The 12,940-nt window shown below is 61.8% G+C and carries 7 protein-coding genes; 4 read left to right on the top strand and 3 right to left on the bottom strand.

Translation table 11 applies throughout. The features are described 5' to 3' along the window. Positions 1-7: 7 nt before the first annotated feature. Together mexE and N4Q37_RS04810 are read right to left on the bottom strand one after the other, a co-directional pair. Positions 8-1,261, bottom strand: a complete 1,254-nt coding sequence (mexE, locus tag N4Q37_RS04815; RefSeq protein WP_260955756.1) for a multidrug efflux RND transporter periplasmic adaptor subunit MexE — start codon at positions 1,259-1,261, stop codon at positions 8-10. A 175-nt stretch (positions 1,262-1,436) separates the two neighbouring features. Further along, on the bottom strand, positions 1,437-2,204 hold the full coding sequence (locus N4Q37_RS04810; protein ID WP_260955755.1) for a substrate-binding periplasmic protein: 768 nt from the start codon (positions 2,202-2,204) through the stop codon (positions 1,437-1,439). 285 nt (positions 2,205-2,489) lie between these two features. Between N4Q37_RS04810 and N4Q37_RS04805 the strand changes: the two genes are divergently transcribed. From N4Q37_RS04805 to N4Q37_RS27675, 4 genes are all read left to right on the top strand, one after another. Beyond that, positions 2,490-4,205 (top strand): type I secretion system permease/ATPase, encoded by a 1,716-nt coding sequence (locus N4Q37_RS04805; RefSeq protein ID WP_260955754.1) that lies wholly within the window; start codon positions 2,490-2,492, stop codon positions 4,203-4,205. 19 nt (positions 4,206-4,224) lie between these two features. Next, positions 4,225-5,544 (top strand): HlyD family type I secretion periplasmic adaptor subunit, encoded by a 1,320-nt coding sequence (locus N4Q37_RS04800; protein WP_260955753.1) that lies wholly within the window; start codon positions 4,225-4,227, stop codon positions 5,542-5,544. 1 nt (position 5,545) lies between these two features. Beyond that, the gene (locus tag N4Q37_RS04795) at positions 5,546-6,865 is read left to right on the top strand and encodes a TolC family outer membrane protein (RefSeq protein ID WP_260955752.1); all 1,320 of its coding nucleotides are present in this window, start codon (positions 5,546-5,548) and stop codon (positions 6,863-6,865) included. Between the two features lie 123 nt (positions 6,866-6,988). Further along, positions 6,989-11,869: a M10 family metallopeptidase gene (locus N4Q37_RS27675; RefSeq protein ID WP_313958311.1), complete on the top strand. Its 4,881-nt coding sequence runs from the start codon at positions 6,989-6,991 to the stop codon at positions 11,867-11,869. Between the two features lie 38 nt (positions 11,870-11,907). Here N4Q37_RS27675 and N4Q37_RS04770 read toward each other — a convergent pair whose 3' ends face one another. Further along, the gene (locus N4Q37_RS04770; protein ID WP_260955751.1) at positions 11,908-12,900 is read right to left on the bottom strand and encodes a LacI family DNA-binding transcriptional regulator; all 993 of its coding nucleotides are present in this window, start codon (positions 12,898-12,900) and stop codon (positions 11,908-11,910) included. Between the last annotated feature and the right edge of the window lie 40 nt (positions 12,901-12,940).

The raw sequence follows: 12,940 nt of genomic DNA, 5'->3' as shown, positions 1-12,940 counted from the left end.
CAGTCCCTTAACCGCGTGGGGTCGCAACGGCCAGTTTGCCGGCCGCACCGGAGATGGCCTTGGAGGGCGCGACTTGAGGCAGGTTGCTGGCTTCGAGTGCTTTGCGTTGTTCTGCCAGGGCGGCGAGGGTCGCGTCGCTGGCCATCGGTATGGTTTCAGGCGTAACCGGTGCGCCTGGACGAGCCCGTTGCAGCCCCTTGACGATGATGGTGTCGTCCTTGCTCAGGCCGTTGCGCACGATACGCAGGCCTTCGATCTTCGGCCCCAGCTCGACGGCGCGATACGCGGGCTTGTTCTCGGCGTCCATCACCAGGACGAATTTCTTGCCCAGGTCGGTGCCCACGGCTTCGTCGTTGATCAGCACCGCGGAGTACGTACCGCTGCCCACCAGTTTCAGGCGGGCGTACAGGCCGGGGGTATAGGCGCCGTCCTTGTTGTCGAACACCGCGCGGCCGCGGATGGTGCCGGTCTGCGGGTTGACCTGGTTGTCGATGAAGTTCATCTGGCCCAGGTGCGGATTGCCGTCCTCGTTGGACAAGCCCATGTAGACCGGCGTGGCCTGGCCGCGCTGGCCCTGGCGGGCGAGTTGGGTGTACTTGAGGAATACGCGTTCGTCGGCGTCGAAGTAGGCGTAGACCTTGTCGGTGGAGACGACGCTGGTCAGCGACGTGACATCGGCGGTCACCAGGTTGCCGGCGGTGATCTGCGCGCGGCTGACACGACCGCTGATGGGCGAGGTGACCCGGGTGAAGCTCAGGTTCAGCCTGGCCAGGTCCAGTTGCGCCTGGATGGCCGCGACAGCGGCACGGGCTTCCTGGGCCGCCGTGGTGCGCGAGTCGGCCAATTCGGCGGAAATCGCATTGCTCAAGCGCAGGCGTTCACCGCGCTGGGCTTCGTTCTCGCTGCGGGTGGCGGTGGCGCGGGCCTGGGCCAGTTGGGCTTCGAGACGACGCACTTCCGCCTGGAATGGGCGAGGGTCGATCTGGAACAACAGGTCGCCTTTCTTGACCAGCGCGCCTTCGGTGAAGGCTACTTCGTCAATCTGCCCCGAAACGCGCGGACGGATCTCGACGGTTTCGGGGGCTTCCAGGCGACCGGTGAATTCATCCCATTCGTTGACTGGCTGCTCCAGTACCTTGGCCACACTGACTTTGGCGGCCGGCATGGAAGCTGCCGAGTCGGGAGTCTTGCCACAGGCGCTCATCACCAGCACCGCGATCAGGGCGAGGGGAAAACGCAGGGTTGAAAGTGAATATTCCATGGATAGCATCCGCCAATGTAATGAGAATGGGCGGATGATGCGTGGCGCGATGCGGAGGAACGAATCGAATGAAGCAAAGGTAACTATCATTCGGAATGATATAAGCCATCGACGAAGCGTCTAGAACGGGGCTTTCGTTAGGCGGCTATCAATTCCATCAGGGTCGCCAGGGTGTCTACTCCGGTAGATAGACATCATGAATCCGCTTGATCGCGCCTTCCCGGCGTAGCGCCTCGACAGCGTTGCGCAAGTCCTCGACCATTTTTCCGGAACATTGCCTGGAGCAGGCCAGGTACAGGTCGGCGTTGCTTCCCACCGGGCTCATCAACAGCTTGCGCTTGGACACTTTCGGCCAGATGTACTGACTCTCCGGGACGCCGTTGAACCACGCATCGATTCGCCCCATCAAGAGCATCTGGGCGGGGTTATCGCCGATGGCCAACGTGTAGATCTGCTCATCACTGAAACCCTCGGTGCGCAGGATTTCCTCTTGCGCGCTACCCAGGCCGACCCCAATCTTGTGGTACGTCTCCTTGGCCTGGGCAAAGCTGTCGACTTTCCGATCCAGACTGAAAAACGCTCGTTCCATGGGCATGATCGAGGCAATCCAGGTAAAACGCTCCTCGCGCCCGGGAATGCGCGACAAGGGTGTTATCAGGTGGTCGTGTTCTTCGCTGACGTGTTTCTGCGCCCTGGCCCAAGGCAGCACACGGATCGTCGCGGTGTACCCGGCCCGGTTCATGGCGGCCATGGCGACATCGCCGACGATTCCATGCCCCCTGGGATCGTTGACGAATGTCAGTGGCGGGGCGTCGAGGATGTGCAGCTCGATCACTGGCGACTCAGCCCGGGCGTTGTGGGCCACCAGCAGCGACAGGCAGAGGCAAAGTTTGCAGAAGAGTGCCTGGGTGGGAACATTAAAAACGCGTGTAATCGGGTTCATGATCGCTACTTTCAGGCATGAAAAAGTTGGCCATTCTACGTGCGCGCGGCGCTGTGCAGCGGTGTTTTTCACCGGCCAACGTCTTTTGCGGTGCGACGCCTGTCCGAGGCAGGCCTGCCAAACGTGGCTTCAGCAACGATTGCGCATGGGTGAAGGTATAGATCATCCGGTCGACAATGGGATGGGCATCTGTTGACCGCAGCCATTGGCGGCTTATCGACCTTCAGAACCGGGGAGGCCTGCCGATATAGCGCGGGTAGTTCCTTGCGCAAGCGATATTGAACCATGTCAGACCACCCCAGGACCGAGCTTGAAGACGCCCTAGCCCTATGCAAAGGCAGTTTTCTGTCCGTTGGCTTTTTCAGTTTCTTCGTCAACCTGCTGATGCTGGTTCCCTCGTTCTACATGCTGCAGGTCTATGACCGTGCGGTAGGCAGCGCCAGCCTGTCGACGTTATTGATGCTCACGCTGATCATGCTGCTGTTGATGACCACGATGGGCGGCCTGGAGTGGGTACGCTCGCGGGTGATGGTGCGCGTCAGTACGCGTCTGGACACCTTGCTGGGGGTGCGCCTGTTCGACGCCAGCTTCAAGCAGGCCCTCAACACCAGCGGCATGAACGCCACGGCGCAGCCCTTGAGTGACCTGGGCGGCTTGCGGCAGTTTCTGACGGGCAACGGCCTCTTTGCGTTCTTCGATGTGCCGTGGATTCCGATCTACCTGGCCGTCATGTTCATGTTCCATCCGTGGTACGGCTGGATGGGTGTCTTGAGTGCGCTGGTGCTGGGGGCCTTGGCGCTGGTCAATGAAAAGCTGACGCGTGCGCCATTGCAGGCTGCCAATCGCGAACAGATGGCGGCCACCGCATTTACCCATAAAAGCCTGCGCAATGCCGAAGTGATCGAGTCGATGGGCATGCTTGGCAGCCTGCGTCGGCACTGGAGTGGGCGAATCCACAAGATCCTGATGCTGCAAAGCCTGGCCAGCGATCGCGCCGGGACCGTCGCAGCCGTGTCGAGGACTTCCCGTCAGGTCGTTCAATCGTTGGTGTTGGGCCTGGGGGCCTACCTGACGATCAATCACGAAATTTCGCCCGGGTTGATGATTGCCGGGTCCATTTTGCTGGGCCGTGCACTGGCCCCCATCGATCAGATGATCGGCGTCTGGAATGGCTTCCTCGGCGCCCGTGCGCAATATGCCCGGCTGCGCGAGTTGTTGATCGAGGTCGCCGCAGAGCCTGAGCGCATGTCGTTGCCGGCACCCGAAGGAGCGATCCGCGTCGAGCATCTTTCGGTGGGATCGCCCAAGGGGCGCAAGCCGATTATTCGTGGGCTGGACTTCCAGGTGTCGGCGGGTGAAATCGTCGGCGTCATCGGCCCCAGCGGCGCCGGCAAATCAACCCTGGCCAGGGCGCTGTTGGGGATCTGGCCCAGCCTGAGCGGTACCGTGCGCCTGGACGGTGCGGACATCAGCCAATGGCGGCGGGACGAGCTGGGCCCGTACATCGGTTACTTGCCGCAGGACATCGAACTGTTCGAGGGCACCATCAGCCAGAACATCGCGCGCTTTGGCGCGGCGAATGCGCCTGCGGTGGTTGCCGCCGCGCGCATGGCCGGTGTCCACGAGTTGGTGTTGCAACTGCCCGAGGGCTACGACACGGTGATCGGCGCCAATGGCGGTGGATTGTCCGGCGGCCAACGCCAGCGCATCGGATTGGCCCGGGCCGTATATGGAGAACCGCGCCTGGTGGTACTCGATGAGCCGAACTCCAACCTGGACGACGCCGGGGAAAAAATGCTCGCCCAGGCCCTGCGCAAGCTCAAGGAAAGCCGGGCCACGGTATTTGTCATTACCCATCGACCCGCCGTGTTGGCGCAGGTGGATAAGCTGCTGGTGCTCAATCAAGGCGAGCTGAGCCTGTTCGGGCCACGGGACAAGGTCCTGGCACGGCTACAGAGTGCGACACCGGCCGCTCAGGCGGCGGCAGTGATTCAACCGTAAGAAGCGGATAACCCATTCAATGCAAAACACTGAGTACACATCCGCCGATACGCCTGTATTGCCCGTCGATGATGCACCGGCAAGGCGTATCGGTTACTTCATGCTGCTGGTGACCTTTGGCCTGTTCGGCGGTTGGGCCAGCCTGGCACCACTCGACAGCGCGGCACTCGCGCCGGGCGTGGTCACGGTCAAAAGCTACCGCAAGACCGTGCAACATCTGGAAGGCGGCATCGTACGTGAGTTGCGCGTGCGCGACGGCGACCTGGTCAAGGCGGGCGACATTCTGATGGTGCTCGACAACACCCAGGCGCGTTCGGAAATGGAAACCATGCGCAGTCAACTGATCGCCGCGCTCCAATTGCAGGCGCGCCTGGAAGCGGAGCGCGATGGGCTGCCGGAGCCACTGGCCGTACCGTCGCTCGATCCGGCGGATCCGCGGGTGCGAGAGGCTCGCGACAGTGAAGCGCGGATTTTCCAGGCGCGGCGCACCACGTTACTGGGTGAAATCGGTCTGCAAGAAAAGACGATTGGACAGTTCGACGAACAGATTCGTGGATTCAAGGCCATCATCGCCAGCAAGCAGGTGTTGGCGGCCTCTTATGAAGAGGAGATCGTCGATCTGCGTGCGTTGCTGGCCGAAGGATTCGTGGACAAGCAACGTCTGCGCGAGCAGGAGCGCAGCCTCTCTCGCCTGCAAACCGAAATCGCCGAAACCCAATCCTCAATTGCCCAGGCGCGGGTCCATGTCGATGAGGCGCAGCTGAAGATCATGCAGTTGAAAAAGACGTTTGCCAGCGAAGTCGCCGGTCTGTTGGGTGATGCGCGGACCAAGGTGTACGAAGTGCGCGAGCGACTGGCCACGTTGCAGGACCGTGACCAGCGTACCGACATCCTCGCACCCGAGTCGGGCAGGGTCATGGGCATGAACGTGCATACCCTGGGCGCCGTGGTCAGCCCTGGCTCGGCGTTGCTGGATATCGTCCCGGCCAATGAGGAACTGGTCGTCGAGGCTCAGGTGTCACCGCTGGACATCGATCGCATCGCGCTGGGCAAGTCGGCGGGGATCCGCTTCAGTGCGTTCAAGAGCAGCACCACACCCGTCATCGAAGGGCAACTGGTGCAAATATCCGCCGATCGCCTGACCAACAAGGACACTGGCAGCGCCTATTACCTGGCGCGCGTGGCCGTGACTGACAAGGGGCGCCAGGCATTAGGTGAACTCACCCTGGTGCCGGGGATGCCGGTCGAGGTGTTGATCAACACCGGGTCGCGGACGCTGTTGCAGTATTTGATGCAGCCGGCCAGCAACGCATTTGCCCGTTCGTTGATCGAGGACTGACATGAAGGTGCTGATCGCGGCCTGCCTGGCTGTCCTGCCCGTGTGCGCCCTGGCCGAGACTGGTGCAGCGGTTCCCTACATGGATTTGTGGCAATTGCATCAAGAGGCGCAGGCCGCCGACCCGCGGGTCCTACGGGCGCAGGCCTTGACCCGCAGTGGCGAAGGCAACGAGCGGGCCGCCTTCGGCCAATTGCTGCCGCAGCTCAACGCCAGTGGCAGTGTCAACCGCAGCCGACGCGACGATGACTTGAGCCGTATCCAGTACAACGGCAAGCGCGTGGCGGTGATGCTCAATCAAGTGATCTATGACCCGCAGGTCTGGCGCAGCTACCAGAAGTACATCGAGCTTGCCCGGCAGAGCCAATACGAATCCGATGACACCCGGGTGCAGGCCGGTATCGATCTGTCCGAGCGCTACTTCGCTGTCCTGGCCGCTGAAGATGAGCTGTCCCTGGTGCGCAGCGAGCGGGATGCGACCGAGCACAACCTCAAGCGGGTCAATGCCCTGTACGCACGCCAGATGGCGATGGTGACCGACGTACTTGACCTGGAGGCGCGAGTGGATGCGCTCAAGGCCGATGAGATCGAGGCCGACAATCAGGTCAAGGTCAGTCGCGAGGCGATTTCCGAGCTGGTGGGCCGCGATGTCCAGGAGCCGTTCAAGCGCATCGGCGACAATCCAACCTTCAGCCTGCCGGCCCAGGCCCAGGATTATTGGGTGCAGACCGCGCTCGACAGCAACCCGGCACTGCATGCCCGCGAACACAGCGTGCGTGCCGCCGATTCGGCGATGGGGGAGGCCAAGGCCGGTCATCTGCCGCGCTTGGGCCTGAACTTGACGGCGCAACGCAGTGATATCGGTTATGAAGGCGCACTGGCGCCTCGTTCGGACAACCTCGTCGCGTCCCTCGACCTGCAAATGCCGCTCTACAGCGGCGGCTCCACGAGCGCACGGGTGTCGAGTGCCGAAAGCGACAAGGACGCCGCCGAGCAGGAGCTGGAGGCCATGCGCCGCCAGGTCATCAAGCAAACCCGCACGGCTTATCTGGGCATGGTGACCGAACTCAGCCGGATCAAGGCTACGCGGCGGGCGCTGGAGTCCGCCGAAAAATCCCGCGTCGCCACGGAGAAAGCCTTCGAGTACGGCGTCAAGAATGCCGTGGATGTGCTGGACAGCATCAAGGAAGAATTTCGCGCCCGACGGGATTTCTACCAGTCCCAGTACAAGTTCGTGACCAGCTTGCTCGTTCTGCATCGCTGGAGCGGAAGATTAGGGGATGGGGATATCCGCCAGGCCAATGAATGGTTGGTAGTGCCATAGGTCGGGACAAGGATTGAAAAATTGACGTCAAAATGATATCACTTGCGCCGTTTCTTACGAAAAATGAATCTCTTGCAGCGGCCGCACCCAGGATAGGCCGCAGATTGCCCATAGGAAGCTTGCATGCCCAGTCCAACAGGTTACTCATCCATTTCATACGCAAAGCTGACCGCCAACGCTCAGGTCAACAGCTTGCTTTATGGGACTTATTGGACGGGAGACGCGCTCACGGGTACGTCTCTGACGTACAGCTTCATCAATGCCAATTCCCAATTCTCCACTTACTACAGCAGTGAAAGAGAATACCTGCGCGACTACGCCCTGACGTCTGCGCAGCAGGACGGCATTACGAGCGCGCTCAGCGCATGGAGTTCGGTCGCCAACCTGAAGTTCACGCAGGTGGAGGAGTCTTCCACCAATGTGGGTGACCTGCGATTTGGCGGCTATCTATGGATGGATGACGACACCGCAGCCTGGGGTTATTACCCCGCCAGGACGGCCAGTGCCGGCGACGTCTGGCTGGGGCCCGTCACCAACGACCCGACACCTGACGAGGGTTCCTACGACTACCTGGTCTTCATGCATGAGATCGGTCACGCGTTGGGTCTCAAGCATCCGTTCTCCGCTGGCCTGACAAACACTACGGTGCTCGCTGCCCAGTTCGATGACGTGCGCTACACGATCATGAGCTACAACAACGCCTATTCCTATCAGCCCACCACGCCCATGCTGCTGGACATCGCAGCCATCCAGAGTCTCTATGGCGCAAACACCCAGTGGCAGACGGGTAACAACACCTATCGCTGGGATATGGGCCAATCGGTTTTCGAGACGATTTGGGACGCAGGCGGCACAGACACTATCGACGCGAGCAATCAGGCGAATGCGGTTCGTATCAACCTCAATGAAGGCCAGTTCAGCAAAATCGGCCAGACCTTCATGAATTACAAGACCGGAACCGCCTTCAATGAAGGTTTGGCGATTGCCTACGGTGCCAAAATCGAAAACGCCGTGGGCTCGGTCAACAACGACACCCTGATTGGTAATGCGCTGGGCAACGTCTTGGATGGGGGCGCTGGCAACGACACGATGATCGGCGGGGCTGGCAACGACACCTACGTGGTCGACCGTCTGACGGACATCATCAGCGAAACCAGTACTCTGGCCAGCGAAATCGACACCGTGCGTGCCTCGTTGAGCTGGACTTTGGGCCCCAATCTGGAAAACCTCACGCTGACCGGTAGCGAAAACCTCAGCGGCACCGGCAACGCCTTGAACAACGTGCTGACTGGCAATGCCGGCAACAACCTGCTCAACGGTGGCCTCGGTCAGGACCGGCTGATCGGCGGTGCCGGCAACGACACCTACCTGATCGACAACCTGGGCGACAGCGTCACCGAACTCGCCGATGAAGGCCGCGACCTGGTGCGCACCACAGTCAGTCATACCTTGTCCGCCAACGTCGAGGACGGGCAACTGCTCGGCGTCGCCGCGATCAACCTGACGGGCAACGCCTCGGACAACAGCCTGATCGGCAACAGCGCCGCGAACGTGCTCAATGGCCTGGGCGGCGCGGACACCCTGGACGGTGGCGCCGGCAATGACACCTATGTGGTCGACAACGTCGGCGACACGGTCATCGAGCGCGGCACTTCGCTCACGGAAATCGACAGTGTCATTTCGTCCATCAGCTACACCCTGGGCAGCAACCTCGAAGTCCTGAGCCTCGGCGGCAATGGCGCCATCAACGGTACCGGCAATGCCCTGAACAACCGCATCACCGGCAATGTCGGCGCCAACGTGCTGGACGGTGGCCTGGGTATCGATACGCTGATCGGCGGGGCGGGTAACGACACTTATGTGGTCGACAACCTCAAGGACGTCATTACCGAGACCAGCACCCTGGTCGGCGAAATCGACACCGTTCGCGCCTCTTTGAGCTGGACCCTGGGCGCCAACCTGGAAAACCTCACGCTGACCGGCGCGGCGCACCTCAACGGCACCGGCAACGCCCTGAACAACGTGCTGACCGGCAACGCCGGCAACAACCTGCTCAACGGCGGCCTCGGCATCGACACGCTGATCGGCGGTGCCGGCAACGACATCTATGTGCTCGACAACCTGGGCGACAGCGTCACCGAACTCGCCGATGAAGGCCGCGACCTGGTGCGCACGACGGTCAGCCACACCTTGTCCGCCAACGTCGAGGACGGGCAACTGCAGGGCATCGCCGCGATCAACCTGACGGGCAACGCCTCGGACAACAGCCTGATCGGCAACAGTGCCGCCAACGTGCTCAACGGCCTGGACGGCGCGGACACCCTGGATGGCGGTCTCGGTGCCGACACGCTGATCGGCGGTACCGGCAATGACACCTACATCGTCGACAACCTCAAGGACGTCGTCACCGAAAGCAGCACCCTGGTCAGCGAAATCGACACCGTGCGGTCTTCGGTGAGCTGGACCCTGGGCGCCAACCTGGAGAACCTCACGCTGACCGGCACGGCGCTTATCAATGGCACCGGTAATGCCCTGGACAACCTGTTGATCGGCAACAGCGCCGCCAACGTGCTCAACGGCCTGGGCGGCGCGGACACCCTGGACGGTGGCGCCGGCAATGACACCTATGTGGTCGACAACGTCGGCGACACGGTCATCGAGCGCGGCACTTCGCTCACGGAAATCGACAGTGTCATTTCGTCCATCAGCTACACCCTGGGCAGCAACCTCGAAGTCCTGAGCCTCGGCGGCAGCGGCAGCATCAACGGCACCGGCAACGCCCTGAATAACCGCATCACCGGCAATGCCGGCGCCAACGTGTTGGACGGTGGCCTGGGTATCGACACGCTGATCGGCGGCACTGGTAACGACACCTACGTGGTCGACAACCTCAAGGATGTCGTCAGCGAAACCAGCACCCTGGCCAGCGAAACCGACACGGTGCGCGCCTCGGTGAGCTGGGCCCTGGGCCTGAACCTGGAAAACCTCACGCTGACCGGTAGCGATCACCTCAGCGGCACCGGCAACGCCTTGAACAACGTGCTGACCGGCAATGCCGGCAACAACCTGCTCAACGGTGGCCTCGGCATCGACACGCTGATCGGCGGTGCCGGCAACGACATCTATGTGCTCGACAACCTGGGCGACAGCGTCACCGAACTCGCCGATGAAGGCCGCGACCTGGTGCGCACGACGGTCAGCCACACCTTGTCCGCCAACGTCGAGGACGGGCAACTGCTGGGCATCGCCGCGATCAACCTGACGGGCAACGCCTCGGACAACAGCCTGATCGGCAACAGCGCCGCCAACGTGCTCACCGGCCTGGATGGCGCGGACACCCTGGACGGCGGTCTCGGTGCCGACACGCTGATCGGCGGCACTGGCAATGACACTTATATCGTCGACAACCTCAAGGACGTCGTCAGCGAGACCAGCACCCTGGTCAGTGAAATCGACACCGTGCGGTCTTCGGTGAGCTGGACCCTGGGCGCCAACCTGGAAAACCTCACGCTGACCGGCACGGCGCTCATCAATGGCAGCGGTAATGCCCTGGACAACGTGTTGATCGGCAACAGCGCCGCCAACGTGCTCAACGGCCTGGGCGGTGCGGACACCCTGGACGGTGGCACCGGCAATGACACCTATGTGGTCAACAACGTCGGCGATACGGTCATCGAGCGTGGCACTTCGCTCACGGAAATCGACAGCGTCATTTCGTCCATCAGCTACACCCTGGGCAGCAACCTCGAAGTCCTGAGCCTCGGCGGCAGCGGCGACATCAACGGCACCGGCAACGCCCTGAATAACCGCATCACCGGCAATGCCGGCGCCAACGTGCTGGACGGCGGCCTGGGTATCGACACGCTGATCGGCGGCACTGGTAACGACACCTACGTGGTCGACAACCTCAAGGATGTCGTCAGCGAAACCAGCACCCTGGCCGGTGAAATCGACACCGTGCGCGCCTCGGTGAGCTGGGCCCTGGGCCTGAACCTGGAAAACCTCACGCTGACCGGGAGCGATCACCTCAGCGGCACCGGCAACGCCTTGAACAACGTGCTGACCGGCAACGCCGGCAATAACCTGCTCAACGGTGGCCTCGGCATCGACACGCTGATCGGCGGTGCCGGCAACGACATCTATGTGCTCGACAACCTGGGCGACAGCGTCACCGAACTCGCCGATGAAGGCCGCGACCTGGTGCGCACGACGGTCAGCCACACCTTGTCCGCCAACGTCGAGGACGGGCAACTGCTGGGCATCGCCGCGATCAACCTGACGGGCAACGCCTCGGACAACAGCCTGATCGGCAACAGCGCTGCCAACGTACTCAACGGCCTGGATGGGGCGGACACCCTGGACGGCGGTCTCGGTGCCGACACGCTGATCGGTGGCACCGGCAACGACACCTACATCGTCGACAACCTCAAGGACGTCGTCAGCGAGACCAGCGTCCTGGCCAGCGAAATCGACACCGTGCGGTCTTCGGTGAGCTGGACCCTGGGCGCCAACCTGGAAAACCTCACGCTGACCGGCACGGCGCTCATCAATGGCAACGGCAACGGCCTGGACAACGTGTTGATCGGCAATGCCGGTAGCAACGTATTGAGCGGTGGCGCTGGCAATGATCAACTCGACGGTGGTGCCGGCAATGACGTGCTGGTCGGGGGTATCGGCACCGATACCTTGACCGGTGGCGCCGGTGCCGACCGCTTCGTCTTCAGTGCCTTGAACGAGCTGGGCACCGGCGGCGCCCGCGACACCATTCTCGATTTCAACCGCCTCCAGGGCGATAAAATCGATCTGACGAAACTGGATGCCGATGTGTTGACGCCGCTGTTCAACAAGTTCAGCTTCGTCGATTCCACTGATTTCACGGGCGCAGGGCAATTGCGTTTCGCCGACCATGTGCTCTACGGCAACGTGAATAGCGACCTGGGTGCGGATTTCGAAATCCAGTTGGTGGGTGTCAATACTTTCAGCGCCAGCGACCTGGTGGCCTGATAACGAGGGGCAGCGCCTGCCAACAGGCGCTGCCTGGCTTATAGCGAAGCCCTGACCACCAGTGGGCAATCCACGGGTTGGGCGCCGGCGACCTCCAGGGTCTCGATCAGGTGCCGGGCGGCCTTGCGACCGATCTCGTAGTAGGGCAGTTGCACCGTGGTCAGCGGTGGGATGAACAGTTCAGCGATGCCGATCATGTTGTCATAGCCGAGCACGGCGACATCTCCGGGAATTTTCAGGCCGCGGGCCAACAGCAACTGGTAGGCGCAAAAGGCAATGCGGTCGTTACCACACACCAGAATGTCGAACTGCGGGCGTCCCTCGATGAGGTGACGGTCGAGGATGGCGGCGGTTTCACCGTAGGCATCGTGATCGGAAAGGTCATATTGCAGCAGTGCTTCGGGCGCCAGTCCAAATGCCTGGCAGGCACGCTGCAGGCCTTTTTGCCGCAAGCTCCAGGCAAGGCTTTCGCGGGGCAGGTTGATGCACAGCGGGCGCCGGTAACCCTGGCTCAAGGCGTGATGGACGGCGCGATACTGCCCTGACTCATCATCGGGCACATAGCTGACCAGATGGCTGTCATCGGCCAGGCAGTTGGCGAGGACCAGCGGTTTGCTCTTCAGGCGCTCCGGAATGCTCACCTGACGTAACCCCATGGCACTGAAGATCAGCCCGTCGGGGCGATGCGAGAGCATCAGGTCGATGTCCTGGTCGGTAGGCGGGTTGCTCAGCAGGTTGAGGATGAAGACGTTCCAGCCCGCTTGTTGTGCGGTCTGTTCGATGGACAGCAGCAGCTCGACGGCGAAAGGGGTGGTCGCGGTGTCCAGGGCAAAGACGCCGATGGTCCGCGACTGGAGATTGTCACCGCGCATCCGTCGCGCCGACAGGCTCGGTACGAATTGCAGTTCGTCAATGGCACGACGCACTCGCTGAAGGGTTTCGGGGCTCAACTTTTCCGGACTGTTGAGCGCTCGGGAAACCGTCATCAGGGACACGCCGGCCAGTTGTGCAACGTCTTTCACTGAAGTCATGCGAGGTGAGGCCAGTCGGGTTGACGCAGGATCATGACAC

It is taken from the genome of Pseudomonas citri (genome assembly GCF_025336485.1).
Lineage (GTDB): Bacteria > Pseudomonadota > Gammaproteobacteria > Pseudomonadales > Pseudomonadaceae > Aquipseudomonas > Aquipseudomonas citri.
The sequence above is the reverse complement of the archived record's forward strand: the minus strand, read 5'-3'. Positions and strand labels throughout refer to the sequence as shown.